At 46.9% G+C, this 24,857-nt stretch carries 19 protein-coding genes; 14 read left to right on the forward strand and 5 right to left on the reverse strand.

Features of this window, described 5'->3' with window-relative positions:
- Window positions 1-138 precede the first annotated feature (138 nt).
- The gene (locus tag P2W84_RS16920) at window positions 139-1,362 is read right to left on the reverse strand and encodes an HD domain-containing protein (protein ID WP_276091341.1); all 1,224 of its coding nucleotides are present in this window, start codon (window positions 1,360-1,362) and stop codon (window positions 139-141) included.
- A 95-nt stretch (window positions 1,363-1,457) separates the two neighbouring features.
- Here P2W84_RS16920 and P2W84_RS16925 point away from each other — a divergent pair, with 95 nt between their 5' ends.
- The 3 genes from P2W84_RS16925 (at window position 1,458) to P2W84_RS16935 (ending at window position 4,981) form a co-directional block, all read left to right on the forward strand.
- The gene (locus P2W84_RS16925) at window positions 1,458-3,011 is read left to right on the forward strand and encodes a bifunctional response regulator/alkaline phosphatase family protein (protein ID WP_276091342.1); all 1,554 of its coding nucleotides are present in this window, start codon (window positions 1,458-1,460) and stop codon (window positions 3,009-3,011) included.
- 196 nt (window positions 3,012-3,207) lie between these two features.
- Window positions 3,208-3,636: a tRNA (adenosine(37)-N6)-threonylcarbamoyltransferase complex ATPase subunit type 1 TsaE gene (gene tsaE, locus P2W84_RS16930; protein WP_276091343.1), complete on the forward strand. Its 429-nt coding sequence runs from the start codon at window positions 3,208-3,210 to the stop codon at window positions 3,634-3,636.
- A 118-nt stretch (window positions 3,637-3,754) separates the two neighbouring features.
- On the forward strand, window positions 3,755-4,981 hold the full coding sequence (locus P2W84_RS16935; protein ID WP_276091344.1) for an alanine dehydrogenase: 1,227 nt from the start codon (window positions 3,755-3,757) through the stop codon (window positions 4,979-4,981).
- Between the two features lie 9 nt (window positions 4,982-4,990).
- Here P2W84_RS16935 and P2W84_RS16940 read toward each other — a convergent pair whose 3' ends face one another.
- Window positions 4,991-6,373, reverse strand: a complete 1,383-nt coding sequence (locus tag P2W84_RS16940) for a D-alanyl-D-alanine carboxypeptidase (protein WP_276091345.1) — start codon at window positions 6,371-6,373, stop codon at window positions 4,991-4,993.
- 57 nt (window positions 6,374-6,430) lie between these two features.
- Here P2W84_RS16940 and P2W84_RS16945 point away from each other — a divergent pair, with 57 nt between their 5' ends.
- The 4 genes from P2W84_RS16945 (at window position 6,431) to P2W84_RS16960 (ending at window position 9,818) form a co-directional block, all read left to right on the forward strand.
- Window positions 6,431-7,711 (forward strand): aspartyl protease family protein, encoded by a 1,281-nt coding sequence (locus tag P2W84_RS16945; protein ID WP_276091346.1) that lies wholly within the window; start codon window positions 6,431-6,433, stop codon window positions 7,709-7,711.
- 22 nt (window positions 7,712-7,733) lie between these two features.
- Window positions 7,734-8,609: a phosphodiester glycosidase family protein gene (locus P2W84_RS16950; protein ID WP_276091347.1), complete on the forward strand. Its 876-nt coding sequence runs from the start codon at window positions 7,734-7,736 to the stop codon at window positions 8,607-8,609.
- Window positions 8,610-8,627: 18 nt separating this feature from the next.
- A complete protein-coding gene (locus P2W84_RS16955) occupies window positions 8,628-9,563 on the forward strand; it encodes a hypothetical protein (protein WP_276091348.1) in 936 nt (311 codons plus the stop codon).
- Between the two features lie 63 nt (window positions 9,564-9,626).
- On the forward strand, window positions 9,627-9,818 hold the full coding sequence (locus P2W84_RS16960) for a cold-shock protein (protein ID WP_276091349.1): 192 nt from the start codon (window positions 9,627-9,629) through the stop codon (window positions 9,816-9,818).
- Between the two features lie 94 nt (window positions 9,819-9,912).
- On the opposite strand, the gene P2W84_RS16965 is transcribed toward P2W84_RS16960, so the two are convergent.
- The gene (locus P2W84_RS16965; RefSeq protein WP_276091350.1) at window positions 9,913-10,728 is read right to left on the reverse strand and encodes a glycerophosphodiester phosphodiesterase family protein; all 816 of its coding nucleotides are present in this window, start codon (window positions 10,726-10,728) and stop codon (window positions 9,913-9,915) included.
- A gap of 94 nt (window positions 10,729-10,822) precedes the next feature.
- On the opposite strand from P2W84_RS16965, the gene P2W84_RS16970 reads away from it, so the two are divergent.
- The 5 genes from P2W84_RS16970 (at window position 10,823) to P2W84_RS16990 (ending at window position 20,261) form a co-directional block, all read left to right on the forward strand.
- Window positions 10,823-14,143: a DUF4175 family protein gene (locus P2W84_RS16970; protein ID WP_276091351.1), complete on the forward strand. Its 3,321-nt coding sequence runs from the start codon at window positions 10,823-10,825 to the stop codon at window positions 14,141-14,143.
- A 12-nt stretch (window positions 14,144-14,155) separates the two neighbouring features.
- Window positions 14,156-14,581: an rRNA maturation RNase YbeY gene (gene ybeY / locus P2W84_RS16975; protein ID WP_276091352.1), complete on the forward strand. Its 426-nt coding sequence runs from the start codon at window positions 14,156-14,158 to the stop codon at window positions 14,579-14,581.
- 80 nt (window positions 14,582-14,661) lie between these two features.
- Window positions 14,662-16,530: an ABC-F family ATP-binding cassette domain-containing protein gene (locus P2W84_RS16980; RefSeq protein ID WP_276091353.1), complete on the forward strand. Its 1,869-nt coding sequence runs from the start codon at window positions 14,662-14,664 to the stop codon at window positions 16,528-16,530.
- 93 nt (window positions 16,531-16,623) lie between these two features.
- A complete protein-coding gene (gene mnmG / locus P2W84_RS16985; protein ID WP_276091354.1) occupies window positions 16,624-18,486 on the forward strand; it encodes a tRNA uridine-5-carboxymethylaminomethyl(34) synthesis enzyme MnmG in 1,863 nt (620 codons plus the stop codon).
- 143 nt (window positions 18,487-18,629) lie between these two features.
- On the forward strand, window positions 18,630-20,261 hold the full coding sequence (locus tag P2W84_RS16990) for an Ig-like domain-containing protein (RefSeq protein ID WP_276091355.1): 1,632 nt from the start codon (window positions 18,630-18,632) through the stop codon (window positions 20,259-20,261).
- Window positions 20,262-20,264: 3 nt separating this feature from the next.
- Here P2W84_RS16990 and P2W84_RS16995 read toward each other — a convergent pair whose 3' ends face one another.
- A complete protein-coding gene (locus P2W84_RS16995; protein ID WP_276091356.1) occupies window positions 20,265-20,774 on the reverse strand; it encodes a gamma carbonic anhydrase family protein in 510 nt (169 codons plus the stop codon).
- A 17-nt stretch (window positions 20,775-20,791) separates the two neighbouring features.
- Window positions 20,792-22,378 (reverse strand): L-aspartate oxidase, encoded by a 1,587-nt coding sequence (gene nadB / locus P2W84_RS17000; RefSeq protein WP_276091357.1) that lies wholly within the window; start codon window positions 22,376-22,378, stop codon window positions 20,792-20,794.
- Between the two features lie 452 nt (window positions 22,379-22,830).
- Between nadB and nadA the strand changes: the two genes are divergently transcribed.
- Entirely contained in the window at window positions 22,831-23,787 is a 957-nt protein-coding gene (nadA, locus tag P2W84_RS17005; protein WP_276091358.1) for a quinolinate synthase NadA, read from the forward strand.
- 18 nt (window positions 23,788-23,805) lie between these two features.
- Complete coding sequence (gene thiL / locus P2W84_RS17010; RefSeq protein WP_276091359.1) at window positions 23,806-24,852, forward strand: thiamine-phosphate kinase; 1,047 nt, start codon at window positions 23,806-23,808, stop codon at window positions 24,850-24,852.
- The last annotated feature ends 5 nt before the right edge of the window (window positions 24,853-24,857 follow it).

Here is a 24,857-nt window from a genome sequence, read left to right on the forward strand (position 1 = left end):
TTTCATTGTTCATACAGATCCGCCGATGCTCAGAATTGTTCTGATCATGCCAGATTCCGGGTTAGTTGTTTAGAAAAACTAAAAACGGCATAAAAAACCAGATATTTTGTTAAAAAATGCTAAATCCCATTTATCCGCTTAAATCAATCTCGGATAACAAAGGATATACTTCTCCACCGTCCGGTCCAGGGACTCCAGATTGGACAGGTCCGAGGCCTTCGCAATATCGATGATGCTGCTGTTCTTCAGCAGGATATTAATATTTCCCATGCCCGCATTGTAAGCCCTGTTCATGATCACATCAGTAAACACAAAATATCCCGCTTCCTCCGCTGAAAGCCTGAACAGGCGCATGGCATTTTCCCTGAGCATCGCTACCCGCTCCGGATTCGGCACCACGCTTCCAATCTCCACCTTATACAGGTTACGGTCCGTCAGCATATGACAAAGACGTGAAAGGATCCGGTCCGGATGGTCGCACCAGACCTTCACCGAAGTAAAAATATCCTGGTCGTCCAGCTTCATAAACTCCCGGAGGTGGAAATTTCCCGAAAAAAATTCTGCCTCCGAGACCTCCTGCTTCAGGAAATGCGCCAGTGCAGGTGAGGCGAAAAGGCTTTCACCCGCGGCGGCCAGTGATTTGGCCCTTTTCAGGATCTTCACCAGTACCATCTCTCCCGCCACCACCGTCTTGTGCAAATACACCTGCCAGTACATCAGCCGCCGCGCAATCAGGAACTTCTCTACCGAATAAATTCCCTTTTCTTCCACGACCAGCTCATCATCCAGCACATTGAACATCTTGATGATCCGGTCAAAGCTGATCACGCCCTCGCTGACCCCGGTAAAGAAACTGTCCCTGTTGAGGTAATCCATCCTGTCCAGGTCCATCTGGCTGCAGATCAGCTGGGTCAGGAACTTCTTCGGATAGCGTCCCCGGAAAATCGCTATCGCGGCCTCCAGCCTGCCGCCAAATTCCTCATTCAGGCGCTCCATTACAAACATCGAAATGTCCTCGTGCCTGATGCCCTTTACCAGAGAATGTTCCAGCGCGTGTGAAAACGGGCCGTGTCCGATGTCGTGCAACAGTATCGCTATCGTCGCCGCCTCTTCCTCTCCCGGTGTCACCACGTGGCCCTTGCCCCGCAGCACCTCGATCGCCAGACCCATCAGGTGCATGGCGCCCAGGGCATGGTGAAAGCGCGTGTGCAGTGCACCCGGATACACCAGGTGCGTCATACCCAGTTGCTTAATATAACGGAGCCGCTGAAAATACGGATGAGCGATCAGGTCGAACACCATCGCCGAAGGGATGCTGATGAAGCCGTACACCGGATCGTTAATGATTTTCTTTTTATTCAAAGTGAAAAGCTAAATGTGGACAAGCAAATGTTACGGTACAAAAATTGCTAATTTTATCCGATAGCCGAAACAAAATCCAATAGCGGAAACAAAAGATGCAGGAAACCAAAATTCTCTGGGCAGATGATGAGATCAATCTTCTGAAGCCCCATATTCTCCTTCTCAACGAAAAAGGATACCAGGTCACCACGTTCACCAATGGCAATGATGCCCTGGAGGCCTTTGACAAAGACCATTATGACCTGGTCTTTCTCGATGAGAACATGCCTGGCATGAGCGGCCTGGAGACCCTCAGCGCGATTAAGAACATCCGCAGCGATGTTCCTGTAGTACTGATTACCAAGAGCGAGGAGGAAAATCTCATGGAAGATGCCATCGGCTCCAAGATCGACGATTACCTCATCAAGCCGGTCAATCCCAAGCAGGTCCTGCTCACGATCAAGAAGCTCATCGACAACAAGCGGCTGGTCAGCGAAAAAACCTCCATGGCCTACCAGCAGGACTTCCGCAGCATCGGAATGACCCTCAATGACAAGCTCAGCTATGAGGAATGGGTAGACGTCTACAAAAAACTCGTCTTCTGGGAACTTGAACTCGAAAAGCTGGATGATCCGCAAATGCACGAAATCCTGACCATGCAGAAATCGGAGGCCAATACCCAGTTCTCCAGGTTCGTGGAAGATCACTACCTGGACTGGATCAAGGACCGCAGCAAGGCCCCGTTAATGTCCAGTGAACTGCTCAAAAAAAAAGTGTTCCCGCTGCTTGGCGGCGGTGTTCCGGTTTTTTTTATCCTCATTGACAACCTGCGCTATGACCAGTGGCGCATCATTAACCCGCTCATCACGGAACATTTCCGCCTGGAAGAAGAAGACATCTACTGCAGCATTCTTCCCACCGCCACACAATATGCACGAAATGCCATCTTTTCCGGCCTGATGCCCCTGGAAATGGAAAAACGCTTCCCCGGCCTCTGGCAGAATGATGACGATGAAGGGGGCAAGAACCTGCACGAGGGCACTTTTCTCGCCGATCAGATCAAAAGAAGTTTACGCAAAGACTGTAAATTCAGCTACCATAAGATCCTCACTTATGACGAGGGCAGGTCGCTTAACGACCAGGTCAATAACCTGATGCAAAATGAGTTCAATGCCATCGTCTACAACTTCGTGGACATGCTCTCCCATGCGCGCACCGATATGCAGATGATCCGGGAACTGGCCAATGACGATGCCGCCTACCGTTCACTTACCCTATCCTGGTTTGAGCATTCTCCGCTTATGGACCTGATCAAGAAACTGGCGCAGAAAAACGTAAAGCTCATCATCACGACCGATCACGGTACAATAAGGGTTAAGCATCCCAGCAAGGTCATTGGCGACCGGAACACAAATACCAATCTCCGCTATAAACAGGGCCGCAACCTCAATTACAATCCAAAGGAGGTCTTCCTGGTCAAAAACCCGCATGAGGCCCAGCTGCCTAAGATCAATATCAGTTCCAATTACATCTTTGCCAAGGAGGACCAGTATTTCGTCTACCAGAACAACTACAATCAGTTTGTCAATTATTACAACGAAACCTTTCAGCACGGCGGGATTTCCCTGGAGGAAATGATCATTCCTGTGGTTACGTATTCTTCAAGATAAGCTTACCATTTGGCCTGAGATGGGTGATACTATACCTTAAGTCCGTGTTGAGTCCATGTTGAGTCCACGTTAAGTCCACCTTTTTATATAAAAAACATGGACTCAACGTGGATTCAATTTGCCCTGAACATGCTGGCAATACGATCCTGATCGCAGCGTTGTGGCAATGATTGAAGAATCATTCTTAAATTTGGACATGCAAACAACCGAAATCTCTGTAAGCAGCCCGCAGGAACTGGACGAAGTGGCCAAAGTCATTCTGGAGCATGCGGGAAATGAACGGATTTTTATTTTCAGGGGTAGCATGGGGGCGGGGAAAACCACCCTCATCAAGTCGCTGGCCAGTGCTTTGGGGGTAAAAGAGACTGTCTCCAGCCCGACCTTCTCCATCGTCAATGAATATCATGCCGGCGATACCATTGTCTATCATTTTGATTTTTACCGCATCAGGGACCTGCGGGAGGCCTACGACATCGGCTACGAGGAGTACTTTTATTCAGGCCATTACTGCTTCATCGAGTGGCCGGAAAAAGTGGAGCCCTTGTTGCCTGAAAATTATCTGACGGTTTCCATCAAGGCGACCGGGGTAACGGAAAGGCTACTGCTTTTGTCTAAAAGCGTATAAAATCCCTCCGGAGGTGTAAATACCTGTGCTGATGTATTTTTATAACCGTACAGCTACGATTTTTTCGCGCTGATTGCCGCATTTTTTGTAATTTCAGCAAATTATCTATTAAAAAATAATGGCTACAGGATTACGTGAAGGTATGGCCGAGATTGCCAAGAAAGGGTTGCTGCAACCCAAGGAGGCGATGTCCGAAATCAAGCAAAAAAGTAACAGTCTGTATATTGGTATCCCAAAGGAAATCTCCTTCCAGGAGAACCGTATCGCATTGACCCCGCTGTCGGTGGCGCTGCTGGTGAACAATGGGCACCAGGTGCTGATTGAGTCGGGCGCCGGTCAGGGGGCCATGTTCTCGGACAAGGACTATGCCGAGCAGGGCGCTCAGATCTCCTACAGCAAGGATGAGGTCTTTAAGGCGGATGTGCTGGTAAAGATCGCTCCGCCGACCCTTGAGGAGATCGGTCTGATGCACAAGGGGCAGACACTGATCTCGGCAATGCAGATGGGCGGGCTGAACGAGTCTTACCTGAAAGCGATGCTGGCCAAAAAGATCAATGCCCTATGTTTCGAGCACTTACGCGATGAGGGGAATGTGCTGAGCGTAGTGCGTGCGATGAGTGAGATCGTGGGCGCCACCTCTATACTGATCGCCGCAGAATACCTGAGCAATGTGACCGGGGGAAAAGGCTTGATGCTCGGTGGGTTCACCGGGGTACCACCGACAGAGATCGTTATTCTGGGAGCGGGCACGGTCGGCGAATATGCAGCCAGGACGGCATTGTCCCTGGGAGCGGAGGTAAAGGTCTTCGATACTTCGATCTATCGTTTGCGGCGGCTGCAGAACAATCTGGGCAGCCGGGTATTCACCTCGGTAATGCAACCGATCGTACTGGAAAAGGCGATTACGACCTGTGACGTGGTGATCGGCGCGATCCGTGCGCAAAATGGCCGCAGCCCCTGCATCATTATGGAAGAGACCGTAGCCCGGATGAAGCCGAATTCGGTGGTGATCGACGTGAGCATTGACCAGGGCGGATGTTTTGAGACTTCCCGCGTGACCAACCATAAGGACCCGGTTTTCAGGATACACGATGTGATCCATTATTGTGTTCCCAATATAGCCAGCCGGGTACCCCGGACAGCATCCTATGCGCTGACGAATATATTCAGCCCTATACTGGTGGATATAGGAGATATGGGTGGCTTAATGAATGTCGTCTGGAGCAAGCCGGGCATACGTGAAGCGCTGTATATTTATCAAGGTCACCTGACCAATAAGGACCTGGCCAATATGTTTGGCATTCCCTTTAAGGACATAGAACTGCTGATGGTCGCAAACCAGTAAGTGTATATTTCAGTATTTTTCGTGGATGCTGCTGATGAGCTTAGCGATGGCGGTCCTGACTTCTGCAGCAGGACTGGTGAAATTGTTGTTCATAAAGGCGAAGGCCAGTAAACGGCCCTTTTTAGTGATCAGATAACCACTTTGATTATAGTTATTGGAAAAGCTGCCGGTCTTGCCGAAAACATAGGGCTTGTCTGTTCCCGGATAGGCATTCTTAAGCGTTCCGGTCTTACCGCCGGCCGGCAATAAGCTGAAAAGTTGCTGCTGTTCGGGAATTTCTTCCCGGATAAGCTCCAAAAGCCGGATAATGCTCCTGGGTGTAAATAAATTATAACGTGAAAGGCCGGAGCCGTCTATCCAGACAGGTTTGTCGGGCAGGCTTTGAAGAAAGTGGCTGCTGATGTAGCTGATGGTTTTTTCAGCACTCAGCGTTGCCCACCCGGACTTGCCCGCCTGCTGGTCCCCGGTTGTTTCCTGTCTGCCCAGCTGGTCAGCACAGACCAGCAAAAGCTGCTCGGCAATGAAGTTGTCACTGGGGAGCATCATTTCTTTCAGAACGGAATCGCGGGAAGCTCCGTATAGGGTCTTCGCCCCGGCAGGCATAGCCAGACCTGCCTGCATTACGGGCTTGCCCAGCGTGTCTGCAAGAATGGCCAGCGTGGTTGCGGTGCTGGTCCGGTAAGGCAGTTCCTGTTCGTATTGTTCTGGAATGTCTCCCGCAGGGTAACGAAAGATGTTCTGATTAAAGTCCCTTATGATGCTAAAGTCTTTTCCCCCGGCCGGCCCGGATATCCGCACCAAACTGTCGCGGAAACGCCCGGGTATAACCTTCAGCTGGTTTTGATCGGCCCTGACCCTGACCAGGTTGTCGAGCAGGGGCAGTTCTGTAATTTCGGCCTGATAATCATCATTGTAATCGTCCCATTGCCAGCCCCTGCCGTAAAAGCTGCCGGTATACCTTCCGGCAGCAAAAAAAAGTTGTCTTTGAGTCTCGCGAAGGAAGCGCCAGGCTGTCTGATCTTTAAGGCGGGACTGCAGGAAGGCGGGGTCGCCGGTACCCCAGAAGATAAGGGAATCACCTTTTTCGATATACCGCAAAGCGGGTATACTGGCGCCCAGCATTTTCAGGGCAGCATAAAAGGTGAAAAGCTTGGTATTGGAAGCCGGGGTAAAATATTTGTCCCCGTTTTGCGAAAAAAGGGCCTTTTGATTTTCGAGATCGTATATAACCAGCCCGGTATAGTGATGACTGAATGTGGCAGATTGTTTGAGTTGCCGGGAAAGGTCTGCCGAAAGCCGCCGGTCCAGCGAACAGGCAGGCAGCAGCATCACTGCTCCTATAGTCGGGAGCAGCAGAAAAAGACGGATGATATATTTCCGGACCGGTATCATTAAGCAAGCTGCTTCATTCTCTCTGCGAATTTATTAAATTAGTTTAATCTACTGATCATGTGGCCTTTTTGTTTTTCTTATAAAGCATACGCTCCGAGGAGAGCCTGTATTTTTCGCAAATCCTGCCTGGGTTTATTGCTCCTGGCTTCCTGTGCGGTCTATACCGCCCGGGCACAGGCCTTCCGCTTTGAGGGAACCCGCAAAAAAGGGGCGATATCCTTTCGTTATATCCGCAACCTGGTCATCGTGCCCCTGTACGTGAACGGCAAAGGCCCGTATAACTTTATCCTGGATACAGGGGTAGGTCCCACGATCATCACGGATTCAGCAATTGCCGCAGGTATCGACCGGAAAAAGCTGCGCCCTATCAAAATCAGCGGGTTAGGCAAGGGCCCTGAACTTGAAGCGCTGCTTTCCAACGAATTCTCTGCCAGACTGGGCCGGGCAGGGATCAGCTATATGCCAGCTGCCGTACTGGACGAGGAATTGCTGGGGCTTTCGAACTATGTTGGAATGAAGATATCCGGACTGCTTGGTTACTATTTCTTTAAGAGTTTTACCGTACGCATCAGCTACTCGGGAAGGAGGATCGTTTTTTATGAGCGGGATCCGAAAAAAGAACCCAGGGGAGAGCGGGTCCCGCTGGTACTGATCAACAATAAGCCTTATGCGGATATAGGGCTGGAACTGCCGGGCCAGGGCAGGATGACGGCCCGGGTAGTGGTGGACAATGGGGCCAGCCATGCGCTTTCCCTGGAGACTTTGTCCGGAAAGGCCTTTCCCGTCCCTGCAGGAACCGTGGCGGCCAACCTGGGTGTCGGACTGAGCGGCCCGATCAGCGGAAGTCTGGGCAGGACGGATATACTGCAGCTGGGCAGTTTTACTTTCAGGGATGTGGTAACAGCCTACCCGGTTTATGGCGATACGGCAATCAGTACCTATCTGAAAGACAGGAACGGGAATATGGGAGCGGAAGTGCTTTCGCGGTTCAATATCACCTTTGATTATGCCGACAGCGCGATGTACCTGCGCCGCAATGAAACGTTTAAAAGGCCATTTGAGCACGATATGTCTGGTATGGAGCTATATGTTACGGAGAATTTCCCAACCTCTGTCAGGTATTTTGTCAGCCGGGTGGAACCCGGTTCTCCGGCGGCACTGGCAGGGATACAGGAGGGCGACGAGTTGCTGAGCATCAACCTCAACAAGACGGGCAGCATGAACCTGGACGAACTGAACCGTTATCTGAGACAGGGCGACGGAAGATCTCTGCTACTGACGCTGAACCGGGAAGGCGGGCTGCTGGTAAAGACGATAAAGTTGAAGAAAAGGATATAATTTTCTATTTTTAGCCCCAGGTATGCGCACACTTTTTTTGCTTTCCCCGCTGCTTTTCTGGTTTTGCCTGCCTGCATCTTCCCAGGATGCAGACTCGCTGAATTTTGTACGGGGCAAATGGACAAGACAAAAACTGGGGCGTGGCATTGTGCTGGTGACGAGGCATTTTAAGGAAAGATCTCTGTTTAACGCCAGCCAGCACATCAGTTACCTGGAGCTACGTAATGACGGTCGGACGGGACGGACGGTCAAGGTTGGTGCGGAACCGGCGCAGCTGAAAACGGTCAGTACTTTTGGCCGCGAGGCAAATGCAGTTGCTGCCGTTAACGGAACTTTTTTTGACGTCAGGAACGGTGGTTCTGTAGATTTTGTGAAGACGGACGGAAAGGTCGTCAATATTACCCGCCTGGACGCTTCAGGTGTCCGGGCGCCGCATCAGCGGGCAGCTGTCGCTGTTGGTGAGAGGGGACTTTCCATAAAGCAGTGGGACGGCACGGGGGATTGGGAAAATAGCATTACAGCGCCAGAAGTGATGGTGAGCGGCCCTTTGCTGAACCTGGACAGGAGGGATGAATTGCTGGACAGCGGAGCGTTTAATAAAGACCGTCATCCCAGGACGGCGGTAGGTATCGGGCCAAAAGAAAAGCTGATCTTTCTGACGGTAGACGGAAGAAATGCCAATTCGGCCGGAATGAGCCTGTTCGAACTGCGCAGGATCATGCGCTGGCTGGGCTGTACAACTTCGGTAAACCTGGATGGCGGCGGTTCGACCACGCTCTGGACTTCGGGGCGGAGAGCAGAGGGCGTGCAGAACTATCCCTCAGATAATAAACGCTGGGACCATGAGGGAGAAAGGAAAGTGGCCAATGTACTCCTGATCGGAAAGAAAAGAAAATAGACAATAGCTGGATATACAATGACCAAAAAAGGTTTTTTTAAACTGCTGACCGGACTGGGCGCAACGTTTTTATGGGCCTGCGGCGGCGGCGGAAAGCAGGAAAAGCGGCAGCTGGCAGCGGGACAACACGATTTTGAAAGCATTAAGGGGATAACTTACTATGAGGGCAAACGCAGGTTTGCTTCTGGTCTGTCTTTCAATGAAATGGGCTTCCAGCAGGAGCCTTCCTGGGAGATCCGGTTCTTATCGAATGATACGGTACTGGTATACAGCCCCGAGGAGAAAAAGATGTTTCCGTTTTTCATCACTTATGACCATGGAGATGTTTATAATTTTGCAAAGAATTACTTCCGGATCACCAAGGTAAGCAAGGACAGTCTGGTATTCCAGCGCCTTCACCTGAACAAAAAGGAGATCTCAAGTGATATCCGTTCAGACGTGCATATGACCCTGTACTCGAAAGACGCGATCGACAATAAGCTGAAGACAACACTGGAAATGCTGCAGCGGCCCACGGCGAGGGATACGGCCTATATCCGGATGCTGACGGCGAGGGCAGAAAGGAATGCGGAGAACCCCGACAGCGCTTTTGCGGCGCGCAAGCCGGTGCAGTTTATCCCGGTCAGTAACCTCGTCAAAGTGGAAAAGAAGGACGATACGGACCCGGTCATGGGCATTACAGTATATGATTATATGTTCCCCAGGTACAGGATCGATATTTCAAAGGCTTATCAGGACTTTGCCTATGAGTTCTCTGTGGTCGTGGATGCGAAAGGCCGGATCCATCTGGGCAAGTTCAGCAATGTGATCGAGGAGCACCGGGAGGCCAGGAAAAAGACATTGCAGGCCATCATCGATGTGTACCTGCAGCACCTGCTGAAGGTTGTTCCCGGTACAACTCTGGGGATTCCGCACGCCAGTCAGGTACAGCTGATCGTGGCCGGGAAAAAATAAGTCTTGCATTTTATCAAAAAAAATTTCATACATTGCGTACTTAATTTTTTAAAATACAATCCAATGCAAGAAGGAACAGTAAAATTTTTTAATGTGACCAAAGGTTTCGGTTTCATCATCCCATCTAACGGAGACAATGAGATCTTTGTACACTCGACAGGCCTCATCGATGAGATCCGTGAGAACGACAAAGTTACTTACGAGGTTGAAAACGGCAGAAAAGGCCTGAACGCAGTTAATGTGAAAGTAATCTAGATTATCTAACATAATTGAGAAAAGGGCGGTTCGAAAGAACCGCCCTTTTTTATGCGTATTTTTTCGGGATGGCCCTGGAAACCTGCCAGGTATGTTATTCACCCCGGGAGCGGATGACATCGAACAGGAGTTCGGGTTCATTGGTCGTAATGAAATCGGCTTTGTTGTCGAGCAGCCAGTTCATATCTTCAGCCTTATTGACTGTCCAGGCGTTGATGGTAAGCCGGAGTGACCGGGCCTGTTCAAACCACTCGCCCTTTTGGTAAACACTGAGGTGATAGTCTGCACCATAAAAACCATCTGATTTGAGCTTATCGAGACCGACATCGCCTTTAAGGTACGCAACGTTGGCCTTAGGCTGTGCCTGACGCACGTGTTTCAGGATATCATAGCTGAAGCTGATGTAATCTACCCAGGGTGTTGCCTTCAGTTGTTTAACAATGGCCAATGCTTTATCGGTCATTTTCAGGTCTCTTTCGGTACTGATCTCCGAAGGTTTCAGTTCAAGTATCAGCTTTGTTTTCTTTTGCCTTGTCCCAACTTTCAGGTAAGCCTCAAGTGTGGGAATCTCCTCTCCGTTAGGATGTTTTTTGGCCCGGAGCTGCTGATAAGTAGATTTTGCAATAGGCATCCCGTAAAATTCGGCGTCGTGGTTGACAACCAGAACGCTGTCTGCGGTCATGTGGACATCGAACTCGGAACCATAACAACCCAGCCGGATGGCCTCGTTGAGCGAAGCGATGGAATTTTCAGGCAGGTGGTTTTTCTTCCAGGCTCCCCTGTGGGCAATGACGGGATTCTTGTTCCAGGAGGCCGTAACCCCTGAACGGTTTTCAGCGGGAGCCGGGGTTCCGGGTATATCTTTGGATAACAGGGCCATAAGCGACAAGGCCAATATCGTGGCTTTCATTTGTATATTTTTTTGCTAAAATACCCGTTTAAAATTAGCCCAGTATTTTCTTAAAGTAATTTTTAACTTTAATTCTTTTGATGTATTATCTGCCATGAACAGTAATTATGATTTACTGATTGCCAAGATCAATGAATTTACCCGGAAGTTTTATCTGAATAAACTGCTGAGGGGAATGATTTATACGGCGGCATTACTGTTGGTGGTATACTTAGTGCTTTTTGTCCTGGTCTTTTATCTGGCTCCCGGCACAGGGCTCAAAACGGTCATGTTCTTTGCTTTTGTTTTACTCGCGCTGGGATCTGCCTGGTACTGGATCGGCCGGCCGGCCCTGTCTTTCTTCAGGCTTGGAAAGCGCCTCGAACTGGAAGAGGCGGCGGAGCTGATCGGAGAACATTTTTTTACGGTAAAGGACAAATTGCTGAATACGCTGCAGCTGAAGGCACTGGCGGAACGCCAGCCTGAAAACCAGGCGCTCATCCTGGCCGGGATTGACCAGAAAATCTCGGAGCTGCGGCCCGTGCCCTTTTCCAGTGCGATACGGCTGGACGACAACCGGAAATACCTGAAATATATCCTGGCGCCTTTGTCGGTCATTCTGCTGATCCTGATCATTGCTCCGGCGATCCTGAAAGACGGGACTTCCAGTCTGATCCAGTATGACCGTTATATTGCACCTAAGGCCCCCTTTCGTTTCGAACTGATGAATACCCGCCTGATGGTCTCACAGGGAGATGATGTGACTTTGAAGCTTAGGATGCAGGGAAATAACATTCCGCAAGATGTGTACCTCACAGATGGCCGGAACAGCTATAAGCTGGAAAAGGAAAACAACACGCATTTCAGTTATACGTTCAGGAACCTGCAAAAGGACAAGCGTTTTTATTTTACAGGCGGAGGCTTTTCTTCCGGCGGATATGTGATCGTGGTAAGGCCGAGGCCTGTGCTGACCGGACTGGAAGCGAAATTACAGTTCCCGTCTTACCTGGGCCGCGGCATAGAAAGGGTAGCTAATGCCGGTGACCTGGTCGTCCCCGAAGGCACGCTGGTGACCTGGACGATCCATACCGAAAACAGCGACCGTATGGTATTTCTGATGGACGGAAAGGGGAATATACTTACTCCTGAAGATAATGTCTTCCGCTTCTCGGCGAAACCGGACAAGAGTATAACTTACCAGGTCGTACCGGGCAATGCCTACGTTAAAAGCGGCAGGGATTCCATTGCCCACCAGATCAGTGTGGTGAAAGATGAGTTTCCGACCGTCAGCATGACGGAACAACCGGATTCGTTACGAAACAAGATCCGGTATTTTTCGGGGAACATCACTGACGACTATGGCTTTACCGGGCTGGTTTTCAAATATGAAATACGATCTGCCGGTAAGGTGCTGCGCTCGGTGACAAAGCAGTTGCCCGTAAAAAGGAATGAACGTGAAAATGCGGTGTTTTTTTTATGGGACGCAAATGAGGCCGGGCTTAAACCAGGCGAGCAGGTAACTTATTTCTTCGAGGTAGCGGATAATGACGGGGTAAACGGGCCAAAGCGCAGCCGTTCGGAGATAAAAACGATGGAAGCCCCTACAGAACAGCAGGTTGCGAAAAGCCTGGATCAAAGTAGTTCTGCGCTTAAACAGCAGATGGAGAAGGCAATAAGGTTGGCCGGAGCAGTGGAAAAGGAAAGTAAGAAACTTGGGGAAACGCTGCTGGACAAGAGACAGCTGAATTTTGACGATAAGAAACAGGTGGAACAATTGCTGGAAAAGCAAAAGCAACTGGAAGAGGCAGTAAGAGAGGTAAAAAAACTGAACGAAAAGCAAACCATTGATAAAGAGGAGAATGCAGCGCTCCGCGAGGAGATGCAGGAAAAACAGAAACAGATTGATCATCTGTTCAACAACGTGTTGGACGAGAAAACCAGGGTACTGCTGGAGAAGTTGCAGCAACTGATGGACGAAAACAATAAGGAACAGACACAGCAGGAACTCTCCCGGATGCAGATGGACAATAAATCGCTGAAAAACGAGCTGGACAGGATATTGGAATTATACAAACAACTGGAATTTGAACAAAACCTGAAAAACAGTACGGAGCAGTTGAAGCAGCTTTCGGGAAAACAAAAGGACCTGGCTGACCGGACGGAAAAGGATAATCAGGAGGGGAAAAAAAAGGCAGGAGACCTTAAGGACGAACAACAGCAGCTTTCCAGGGCGTTTGAGGATCTGAAAAAACAACTGGAAGCGCTTGATAAAAAGAACGCGGCGCTGGAAAGGCCTTCGGGTTATGAAAACCCGGAGAAAGAGGCACAGCAGATCCTGCAAAAGCAAAAGGAAAGTGAACGGCAAATGGACAGGGGCCAGCAAAAAGCTGCTGCTGAACAGCAGCGGCAGGCGGCCGGGCAAATGCAGCAAATGGCGGCTAAACTGGAGGAAATGCAGCAAAAGGGCGAGGAAATGCAGGCGAAAGTGAATGCTGCTGAACTGCGTCAACTGCTGGAGAACCTATTGAATACTTCATTTGAGCAGGAAAAGGTCTTGCTGGATCTGCGGTCCATGAGCAGCAGTGACCCATTATATACCGCCGGTGTACAGAAACAACGCAATATTAAGGACAACATGAAAACGATTGGCGATAGCCTGTACGCGCTCAGCCGCCGGGTGCCGCAGATTGAGTCGTCGGTAAATGAGGAGATGCAGAAGATCAATTTTAATATTGACAAGAGCCTGGAAAACCTGGGAGAGCGGAATACGTTACTGGCCAACCGCAACCAGCAGTATGCAATGACTTCGATCAACAACCTTTCACTGATGCTGAATGAAGCGCTGGAACAGCTACAGAAAAACATGAAGAACGCCAAAAGTGGCGGCAAGGGCGGACAGATGAGTATGCAGCAGTTGGAACAGATGCAGCGGCAACTCGGTGAGCAAATGCAAAAGGCCAGGGAAGAGATGCAGCGGAAAGGAAATAAAGGAATGGTACCAAAAGGACAAATGAGCCAGGAATTTGCCCGCATGGCGCAGCAACAACAGATGATCCGGGAGGCCTTGCAGAGGATAAGCCTGCAAAGCAAGGATGCGAAAGGTAAAGCGGGGATGGATCAGCTGGTGAAGGAAATGAAGGAAACGGAGGTCGACCTGGTAAATAAAAAGCTGACACAGGAAACAATGGAACGCCAGAAATCTCTACTCACGAAATTACTGGATGCAGAAAAGGCGGAGCGGGAACAAGATCAGGATGCCCGGCGGGAGGCGAAAGCCGCAAAGGATTACCCGCCCTCCTACCAGAAACTGCTGGAAGCGTTCCGGAAAAAGCAGCAGGGTGAAACGGAATGGTTCCGGAAACTGCCGCCAAATATGAAGCTGTATTATAAAAACAGGATCGCGGAGTATTTTAAATCGCTAAATTCGGGCAATTAAATCTTTTTTGATATGCCTAAACCTGCCGTTCATTTTTTTTCAGAGGAAACCCAATTTGTATTAAAAAACAAGACAGTTTTGAGGGCCTGGCTGCTGGATATGATCGTTGCCGAAGGTTACGGCCTGGAAGAGCTTAATTTTATTTTCTGCTCTGACGAATATCTGCTGCGTATAAATCAGCAATTCCTGGATCATGACACATATACCGACGTAATCACTTTTGATCATTCTGAGCGGCTTAAAATGATCCACGGAGATATTTTTATCAGCATTGACCGGATCCGGGAGAATGCATCAGGATTAAAAGTGAGGACAGATGATGAGCTGCACCGCGTAATGGCACATGGTACATTGCATTTGCTGGGTTATAAAGACAAAACAAAGGCGGATAAGCTGAAGATGACAGCGCGGGAAGACCATTACCTCTCACAGAGATAGTTAAGGGCTGCTTCGCTGATCGTAATTATTGCTTACTTTTGCAGTAATTTTCTTTTTGTAACCACGTTTATATATCAGCATTGAGCACTTTAATTGCAGCGGAAAACCTGGGCCACGCCTATCACGAGGAATGGCTTTTCAAGAATCTTACTTTAGGCATCCAGACCGGACAACGGGTGGCACTGGTCGGCATCAATGGTGCGGGCAAAAGCACGTTGTTGAAATTGCTTGCCGAACGCTTTGCGCCTCTGGAAGGAAAGATCGTCAGGAACAAATCGGTACGGATCGGTTTCCTGGATCAGGAACCCGTATTTCCTTCAGGATATTCGATCAGCGACTTCATTTTCTCTATGGAAAACAAGCAGCAGCAACTGATCCGGGAATATGAGGAACTGATTGAGCAGCCGGAACCGGATGAACAGGCCCTGAACCGTTTGTACGGAGAACTTAGTGAGCACAATGCCTGGGAATATGAATACCAGATCAAGACCATTCTTAGCCGGATGGGTATCGACCATCTGCAGCAAAAGATAGATACGCTTTCAGGCGGCCAGAAAAAAAGAATCGCGCTGGCGAAGCTGCTGATCGAAGATCCTGATATTTATGTTTTGGACGAACCGACCAACCATCTGGACATCGATACGATTGAATGGCTGGAGAAATTGCTGACTTCAGGAGGTAAAACAGTATTGCTGGTAACCCACGACCGGTACTTTCTGGACAATGTCTGTAACATGATCGTCGAACTGGACCGGGGAAAAATGTATACATACAACGGAAACTACGCTTATTTCCTGGAACGCAAGGCAGAACGGGAAGCAGCTGATGAAAGTACTTACCAGAAAAACAAGAACCTGTTAAAAAAGGAACTGGAATGGATGCGGAGAATGCCGCAGGCCAGGGGCACAAAATCGAAATCGAGAATTGATGCTTTCTACGATTTAGAGCAAAAAACAAAGCAAAGATCTGATAATCAAAACATTACTTTAAATGTAAAGATGTCCAGGCAAGGCGGTAAGATACTTGAACTTAAACATATCGGACAGTCTTTCAACGACAAAAAAATCATCACAGACTTTAGCTATACCTTTAAAAAAGGCGATAGAATTGGATTGGCCGGCAAAAACGGAACCGGTAAATCTACCCTGTTGAACATTATTACCGGCGTGCTGAACCCGGAACATGGCCATGTAGAGAAAGGTGAAACAACGGTATATGGTTATTATCGACAGGGCGGATTGCATTTCAATGAAAAGGAACGGGTAATTGACATTGTAAAATCTGATGCCGAATATATCAAAATGGCTGACGGCTCAACGATTTCTGCATCCCAATTATTAACCTTATTCCTCTTTCCTCCGAAAAAGCAGCACGGCCTGGTAGAGAAATTAAGCGGCGGCGAAAGGAAACGGCTTCATCTGATGAAGGTGCTGATGCAAAATCCCAACTTCCTGATCCTCGACGAACCCACTAATGACCTTGACATCGATACGCTGAATGTACTGGAGGAGTTTCTGGAAAATTTTCCGGGAGTATTGATATTGGTGTCACACGATCGTTATCTTCTGGACAAGATGAGTGAACAGCTGTTCATTATGGAAGGGAACGGCACGGTTACCGTATACAATGGTAATTATTCTGAATATCGGTTGAGCCTGGAACAAGAGAAGGAAAAACAGGATAACCGTAGAAAAGAAGTAAAGCCTGCTGCCGTATCCCCCGCTCCTACTCCTGTAAAAAAATTGAGTTATAAAGAGCAAAAAGAATTAGAAGAATTAGAACGGCAGATCCCCGAGATGGAAAAAGGGATTTCATATTTGACACAATTGATACAGGAAACGGATCCCACGAATTATCAAAAAATACAAACCCTGACAGCAGAAATTGAAGCGATTCAGTTTAAGCTGAATGAAATTACGGAACGTTGGATGGTCTTATCTGAAATATAAAAGTAAATTCATCTATGTTCCACGTGGAACGATATACAATAATAATTTATGTTTCACGTGAAACATACAATATAATTAGATTAAGCTAAAAAGATGTTTAAAGAATATGATGTGATCGTTGTGGGCGGTGGGCATGCAGGATGCGAAGCAGCGGCAGCAGCAGCCAATTTGGGTTCTTCTGTTTTGCTCATTACGATGAATATGGAAACGATTGCCCAAATGAGTTGTAATCCGGCCATGGGTGGAGTAGCTAAAGGGCAAATTGTGCGGGAAATTGACGCATTGGGCGGATATTCAGGTATCATCAGTGACAAAACAACGCTTCAGTTCCGGATGCTGAACCTGTCAAAAGGCCCGGCAATGTGGAGTCCCAGATCTCAAAATGATCGAAAACGCTTCGCGGAGGAATGGCGACTGGCGCTGGAAAAAACGCCGAATATCGACTTCTGGCAAGATATGGTTAACGGATTATTGGTGAAAAATAAGCAGGTAGTCGGTGTCAGGACTTCTATTGGCGCAGAGATTAAAGCGAAGTCTGTAGTGCTCACTAACGGCACCTTCCTGAATGGCGTGATCCATATTGGCGAAAAAAGATTTGGTGGCGGACGTACCGGAGAAAAAGCAGCAACCGGAATTACTGAACAATTGGTAGAATTGGGCTTTGAGGCAGGGCGCATGAAGACCGGAACCCCGCCAAGAGTAGACGGAAGATCGTTGAATTATTCCCTAATGGAAGAGCAATGGGGGGATGAAAACCCGGGAAGATTTTCATATACAAATGTAGCGAGAAGAAGTGATCAACGCTGTTGCTGGATAACTTATACCAACCTCAATGTACATGAAACCTTAAAGGAGGGCTTTGAAAAGTCACCCATGTTCACTGGCAGAATCAAAGGACTTGGTCCTCGGTATTGCCCTTCGATAGAAGATAAAATTAACCGCTTTGCGGAGCGCGAAAGGCATCAGATTTTCGTAGAACCAGAAGGTTGGGATACCTGTGAAATCTACGTCAATGGTTTTTCTACTTCTTTACCGGAAGATGTGCAGTACCGTGCACTGACCCAAATTCCCGGATTTGAAAATGCGAAAATGTTCAGGCCGGGTTATGCGATCGAATATGACTTCTTCCCTCCAACCCAGCTAAATCTTACTTTAGAGACAAAAAACATTGATAATCTATTTTTTGCAGGTCAGATTAATGGGACTACGGGCTATGAAGAGGCTGCTAGTCAGGGATTTATGGCAGGAATCAATGCACATCAGAAGATAAATGACCGCCACGAACTCATTCTGAAACGTTCGGAATCCTATATTGGTGTTTTGATTGACGATTTGGTTACTAAAGGTACGGAAGAACCTTACCGGATGTTCACTTCAAGGGCAGAACACAGGTTGTTATTACGTCAAGACAATGCGGATATCCGCCTCTCCCCTATCGGGCATGAACTGGGATTGATCAGCGATGAACGCCTGGAACTGGTGAACCGTAAAATTGAGGATTCGGACTCGATCGTTGCCTTTACAAAAAAACAAAGTATAACAATGGATGCAGCCAATGCACTGTTGACTACTCTGGGAACAAGTCCTGTGCAACAGAATGTAAAACTGTTCAATTTGCTAAGCAGACCCCAAATAGACATCAATGACCTGAGGACAGCTAGTGAAGACTTTGAAAATCTTCTTCAGCACTATGGAGCCGACACGATCCAACAGGCAGAAATCAAAATTAAGTACGAAAGTTATTTTGAGAAAGAAAAGGAGATCGTAGAGAAAATGCAGAAGATGGAAGACCGCGATATCAATCCTGAGTTTGACTATAATCAATTGACATCGCTGTCAAAGGAAGCCAGAGAAAAGTTGCTAAAAATAAAACCGCGTACTTTAGGGCAAGCATCGCGAATTTCCGGCGTATCTCCCTCCGATATCTCCGTTTTAATGGTGCATATCAGCAAGTAATAGCTAAATAACTGTGAATCAAACACATAAGTACATACTGAACAAGATTTACAATGACTGAATTAAAGCCCTTATCAGCCATTTTTAAAAGTTTTTAATATAATCAGTCCAAAAAGACTAAAAATCCGTTAGAACGCATTAAAATGACCAAATACGAAGACATGCATTTTTTAAGGAAGATCATTGCTTTTTTCTGCTTAACTGTGGCCATATACGGCTGTGCAAGTATCCAGCAGCCGCAGGGTGGGCCCAGGGACACCACTCCACCCCAGGTGGTCAAGATGATACCTGAAAACAGAACGGTCAATTTTAATGCGAAAAAAGTAACCATTGAATTCGATGAATATTTCAAACTCCAGAATGAATTTAAAGAATTTTCAATATCACCTGAACTCAACCGCCCTCCCCTGCTGAAGAAAAAAGGAAAAAAACTGGAAATCACATTTCCGGACAGTCTGGAAAAAAATACCACTTATACACTGAACTTCGGTAAATCCATTGCCGATGTCAACGAAAGTAATGTAGCCAAGAACTTAACCTATGTGCTGGGCACAGGTCCTAAGCTGGACTCGCTGAGTATATCAGGCAGGATTACCAACGCCATCACCGGACTACCGGAATTAGATGTGATTGCCTTTATACTTCCTTTGAATAAAGATACACTGTTTGGAAAGGGAAAACCTTCTATCTATACCACGACGGATAGCAGCGGACTATACACGCTCAGCAATCTACGTGAGGATACTTATAAGATTTACGCGCTGAAAGACAAAAATGGCGATAAAATCTACATGCAAAGTACCGATGAGGTAGGCTTTATAAAAGATTCCGTACACCTTGATAAGAAATTAGACAGCGTGAATATGGTCATATTCAAAGAAAAAGCTGCTACATTCCGGCTAATGGAAAAAAAAATTGGGCCAGATGGCGTAATTTCTATGGTTTTCAACCAAAAACTGAAGAATCCAGAAGTTACAGTAAATGAACCCGAGGGGCTCAATGCATCTAAAAAAATAAAATTCAGTAAAGAAAATGATTCGCTCAGACTCTGGCTCAGTGATCTGAGCTTCGACTCTACCAAGGTCAGTATAAAAGATAGCGGAAAACTATTGCAGACAACCACTCTGACAAGGGGTAAAAAAGAAACCTACCTAAGAAATCTTATGATTTCAGATAACCTGGAAAGTGCGCTATTGAACCCAAATAAGGGTTTCAGATTGAATTTTAACTTCCCGATTGAAAAAATAGATCCTTCTAAAATCATATTCATGGAAGACTCTGTTCCAAAGACTGATTTTACACTCGTAAAGGACAGTGCTGATTTTCTTAGTTATGTGCTTAAATATCCCTGGAAACTAAAAAAAACCTATAATATTAAGTTTGAACCTGAAGCGCTGACCACGATGTACAATTCCGGCAACAAAGAATTCACGAAGACATTCACTGTAGCTGGAAAAGACAATTATGGCACACTGAAAGTGACAATCATCCCGCCCGAAAAGGACAAGAGCTATATATTGGAAGTGATCAACGAGAATAAAGCTATAGTGAATACAATCGTAGTGAAAAAGGATACTACCGCAATTTTTGCCAACTACCGGGCAGGCAAGTACTTTATCCGCATCATATACGATACCAATAAAAATGGCATATGGGACACGGGAAATGTTGCAGAAAGACAACAGCCAGAGAAAATATGGACTGAACCTAAAGAAATGTCTATCAGGGCACTTTGGGAACGCAACGAAGTAATTAATATACCTCCGGAAAAGTAACTTCTATTTGAACCAGCCTGAATACATGATGTAATTGTCCGGTAATCGCTCAAGTAAGGCCCGCTGCTCATCGGAAATCGGCTTGATCTTTCTGGCAGGCGTACCTGCATAGAGATAGCCACTTTCACAACGTGTGTTTTCCAATACCACACTACCGGCAGCTATAATTACATAATCTTCTACCAGGACATGATCCATTACAATAGCGCCCATACCTACCAGAATGTGGTCTTTTAATGTGCAACCATGTACAATGGCATTGTGCCCTACGGATACCCTGTTTCCGATTGTGGTAGCCGCCTTCTGGTAAGTGGCATGAATTACGGCGCCATCCTGGATATTGCTGTCGTCACCTATTGTGATGCTGTTCACATCGCCCCTCACCACGGCATTGAACCATACCGAACAGCGGTTGCCAATCGTCACCGCTCCTACTATGGTCGCATTGGAGGCAATAAAACAGTCCTCACCCCATACAGGGCTGGTATTTCTAACTGGTAAGATTACAGGCATTATATAGTGCTTATTTTTTAAAAAATCGTGTCTTTCAGCTTTGCTTCATGAGTGGGATAGTCTGTTGTATAGTGCAGTCCCCTGCTCTCCTTCCTGGCCATCGCAGACTTAATTACTACAAAAGCTACCTGTATGATATTTCTAAGTTCACATAATTTAACGGAAACCTTGTTTTCCTTATAAAAAGCTTCTGTTTCCTGGTGAAGCAGGTACAACCTGCGCATAGCCCGTTCCAGTCTGAAATCTGAACGCACGATACCTACATAATCACTCATTAGTTTCTGTGTCTCCCTCAGGTTGTGCGTAACCAGAATATCCTCATTGGACTGTACTACTCCCTGATCGTTCCAGTCTGGAATGTGGTCAGGAATGACATTATGTTTATAGTTGGCTGCTACATGTTCATAAATACGGTGTGCAAATACAGGCGCCTCAAGTAAGGAATTGGAAGCCAACCGGTTTGCGCCATGCAGGCCTGTTGACGAACATTCGCCGACCGCATACAGGTTCCTGATAGAAGAGCGGCCGTACTCGTCCACCATAATCCCGCCACACATGTAATGCGCAGCCGGCGTAACGGGAATGAGGTCTTTTGTCATATCGATTCCGATAGAAAGGCATTTGGCGTAGATATTCGGGAAGTGGGCCAGTAAATCGGCTTTTTTCCTGTGCCTGATATCCAGATAAACAAAATCTTCTCCGGATTTCTTCATTTCCGCATCTATTGCCCGCGCCACAATATCCCTTGGAGCAAGTGAGCCCCGTTTATCGTAATCATACATAAACTCCTCACCGTCCTTGCGTCTCAGCACACCACCGAAACCTCTCACGGCCTCTGATATCAGAAAAGCAGGATACTCACCAGGATTGTACAACGCTGTTGGATGGAACTGAATAAATTCCATATTGCGTAATTTTCCTTTTGCCCTGTAAACCATAGCCATGCCGTCACCTGTTGCAATGACCGGATTGGTCGTACTGGAATAAATATGTCCCGCACCTCCGGAAGCCATGATGGTCACATTTGCCAATATCTTTTCCACATCGTTAAGCTCTGTGTTAAAGGCATATATACCGTAACAGTTGATATCCTCCGTGCTTTTGTCCACATGTATCCCGAGATGATGCTGGGTGATCAGTTCCAGGCAGAAGTAATGTGTTAATATCTCAATATTATTATTCTGGTGTATCTGTCTTAAAAGTACACTCTCGATCTCATAACCTGTAACGTCCTTATAATGAAGTACCCTGTGTTCGGAATGCCCGCCTTCCTTAGCCAGATCATACACACCTTTTGGGTCTTTATCAAAATTAATCCCGTAGTCTATAATCTCCTGGATACGCTGGGGGCCCTCTTTTACAACAATTTCAACAATACGTTCGTCGCAAAGCCCGTCCCCCGCAATAAGTGTATCTTCGATATGCTTTTCAAAGGAATCATCTTTGTCTACCACTACGGCAACCCCGCCCTGAGCGTATTTTGTATTGGACTCATCTTCATTTGACTTTGTGACTATCAGTACTTTACCATGTTTTGCAGCCTTAAGTGCAAAACTAAGCCCTGCGATGCCTGATCCGATGACTAAAAAATCTACTTTCCTCATTTTCTATACTAAAAGCCTGTTTTCCCCAACATGTTAACAACTCGAACAATACTGTTAAATGATTGTCTATAGAAAACGAACAAATATTTTTGATTGTTTAAAGCTAAATGAAAAACCGAATTTGACACAATATTTTAAACGAATTTTCAGCTGAAAAGAACAGTTTATCCACTTTTTCCAAATACCTTAAAAATACACATCTGACTATTGATAAATTTTTGGGCACCTATGTACTCAATTGTAAATCAGTAGAAAAGTTGATTGAACATGTAATCTCAATGTTAGTAAATTATGAATAACTCATATTTAACTAATAAAAAATGGAAATTTGTAAACAATACTAACACCCTAATAAACCATAAGAGTTCATTTATATAAAGAAATTATTTTTTATTGAAGTGTCGAAAGCTGCGTACCTTTATGGCAGATTCAAAATCAAAAGTTAACCGGAGATGGATACCCTGATAGACCCTAAGCTGGATCTTTTCGAAGAGATAGAGAGATTAAAGAAGGAAAAGAATGCGATTATACTGGCTCACTATTACCAGGAACCTGATATACAGGATGTTGCTGACTATATTGGAGATAGCCTGGGCTTATCCCAGGAAGCTGCAAAGACAGATGCTGATGTAATTGTATTTGCGGGGGTACACTTTATGGCCGAGACAGCCAAGATTCTTTCGCCTTCAAAAAAGGTATTGCTTCCGGATGTAAAGGCCGGTTGTTCACTCGCTGATAGCTGCCCACCGCATTTGTTCAGGAAATTTAAGGAAAAGTATCCTGACCATGTGGTGATCACTTATGTCAACTGCACGGCAGAGCTCAAAGCGCTGAGTGATATTGTCTGCACTTCTACGAATGCGGTCCAGATTGTGGAAAGTTTACCTAAGGACACCAAGATCATTTTTGGTCCGGATAAGAACCTGGGGGCCTGGGTAGCAAAAAAGACAGGACGTGACCTGGTGTTGTGGAACGGGGCCTGTATGGTACACGAAATCTTTTCGAGGGAGAAGATCACCAGATTAAGGGAGCGCCATCCGCGTGCAAAGTTCATTGCGCATCCCGAGTGTGAGGAAGCAGTACTGCAACTGGCTGACTATATCGGTTCTACTACCGGGCTGCTTAAATATACGGTGAACAGCGATGCAGATGAGTTTATCGTGGCTACTGAAAGTGGGATCATTCACCAGATGGAGAAGGAAAACCCCGGAAAAACCTTTATACCGGCACCACCGAATAATAATTGTGCGTGTAATGACTGCCCGTATATGAAGCGTAATACGCTGGAAAAGCTTTATTTGTGCATGAAAAATGATACACCGGAGGTAGATGTTCCTGCACATATCATCACAGCTGCCAGGAAGCCCATTGAGAGAATGCTGGAAATATCGGCCGGTCTTGGCCTTTAATTGAAAAAAGGAGATACAATGTTTGAGAATAAGGAACGTACGGATATTGCTGAACTGGGTGAGTTTGGTCTGATCAGGCATCTTACGGATAATTTTACCCTGCAGCACGAGAGCAGCGTTAAGGGAATCGGTGATGACGCCGCCGTTTTGGATTTCAAAGATAAACAGGTACTGATATCTACAGACTTGTTGCTGGAAGGTATCCATTTTGACCTGGCCTATGTGCCGCTTGTGCATTTGGGTTATAAGGCTGTTCAGGTCAATCTGAGCGATATTTATGCGATGAACGGTATTGCTACCCAGGTTACCGTATCCATTGGCTTGTCGAGCAGATTTCCGCTGGAGGCTGTTGAAGAGATCTATAAGGGAGTCCGGCTGGCCTGCGATAAGTTTAATATCGATCTGGTAGGAGGTGATACTTCTTCAAGCAAACAGGGGCTTGTCATCAGTGTAACCAGTATCGGTTATGCCAGTAAAGATGAGATATGTTATCGGAACGGAGCCAGGGAGGGTGACCTGATCTGTGTTTCCGGTGATCTCGGAGGTGCTTATGTAGGTTTGCAGATATTGGAACGTGAGAAGCTGATCTTTCTGGAAAACCCGAATATACAGCCTGATCTGGAGGGAAAGGATTATGTCATTGAACGGCAGCTGAAGCCGGAAGGCCGGCGGGATATCGTTGATCTGTTGTCCCAGCTGAAGATCAGGCCAACTTCGATGATCGATGTATCTGATGGACTTGCATCTGAATTGCTGCACATCTGCCAGCAGTCGGATAAAGGATGTGCGCTTTATGAGGAAAAAATACCGATTGATCCGGTAACTTACGAAACCGCAAGAGAGTTGGGCCTGGACCCTACTGTGTGTGCATTAAGTGGCGGAGAAGATTATGAATTGCTGTTTACCATCAGCCAGTCTGACTACGATAAGCTGAAACATGATGTGGATGTCAGCGTCATAGGCTACATTACTGAAAAGAATGAAGGCTGTCGGATGGTTTCCAAGTCTGACGTGATTCATGAACTTAAGGCACAGGGCTGGAATGCCTTTCATAAGATGGGCTGAAACCT

It is taken from the genome of Pedobacter sp. JY14-1 (genome assembly GCF_029269825.1).
Classification (GTDB): Bacteria; Bacteroidota; Bacteroidia; order Sphingobacteriales; family Sphingobacteriaceae; genus Pedobacter.

Coding starts and splice junctions, on each gene's coding strand:
- P2W84_RS16925 (WP_276091342.1), top strand. CDS start 1,458: ATGCAGGAAACCAAAATTCTCTGGGCAGATGATGAGATCAATCTTCTG.
- tsaE (WP_276091343.1), top strand. CDS start 3,208: ATGCAAACAACCGAAATCTCTGTAAGCAGCCCGCAGGAACTGGACGAA.
- P2W84_RS16935 (WP_276091344.1), top strand. CDS start 3,755: ATGGCTACAGGATTACGTGAAGGTATGGCCGAGATTGCCAAGAAAGGG.
- P2W84_RS16940 (WP_276091345.1), bottom strand. CDS start 6,373: ATGATACCGGTCCGGAAATATATCATCCGTCTTTTTCTGCTGCTCCCG.
- P2W84_RS16945 (WP_276091346.1), top strand. CDS start 6,431: ATGTGGCCTTTTTGTTTTTCTTATAAAGCATACGCTCCGAGGAGAGCC.
- P2W84_RS16950 (WP_276091347.1), top strand. CDS start 7,734: ATGCGCACACTTTTTTTGCTTTCCCCGCTGCTTTTCTGGTTTTGCCTG.
- P2W84_RS16955 (WP_276091348.1), top strand. CDS start 8,628: ATGACCAAAAAAGGTTTTTTTAAACTGCTGACCGGACTGGGCGCAACG.
- P2W84_RS16960 (WP_276091349.1), top strand. CDS start 9,627: ATGCAAGAAGGAACAGTAAAATTTTTTAATGTGACCAAAGGTTTCGGT.
- P2W84_RS16965 (WP_276091350.1), bottom strand. CDS start 10,728: ATGAAAGCCACGATATTGGCCTTGTCGCTTATGGCCCTGTTATCCAAA.
- P2W84_RS16970 (WP_276091351.1), top strand. CDS start 10,823: ATGAACAGTAATTATGATTTACTGATTGCCAAGATCAATGAATTTACC.
- ybeY (WP_276091352.1), top strand. CDS start 14,156: ATGCCTAAACCTGCCGTTCATTTTTTTTCAGAGGAAACCCAATTTGTA.
- mnmG (WP_276091354.1), top strand. CDS start 16,624: ATGTTTAAAGAATATGATGTGATCGTTGTGGGCGGTGGGCATGCAGGA.
- P2W84_RS16990 (WP_276091355.1), top strand. CDS start 18,630: ATGACCAAATACGAAGACATGCATTTTTTAAGGAAGATCATTGCTTTT.
- P2W84_RS16995 (WP_276091356.1), bottom strand. CDS start 20,774: ATGCCTGTAATCTTACCAGTTAGAAATACCAGCCCTGTATGGGGTGAG.
- nadB (WP_276091357.1), bottom strand. CDS start 22,378: ATGAGGAAAGTAGATTTTTTAGTCATCGGATCAGGCATCGCAGGGCTT.
- nadA (WP_276091358.1), top strand. CDS start 22,831: ATGGATACCCTGATAGACCCTAAGCTGGATCTTTTCGAAGAGATAGAG.
- thiL (WP_276091359.1), top strand. CDS start 23,806: ATGTTTGAGAATAAGGAACGTACGGATATTGCTGAACTGGGTGAGTTT.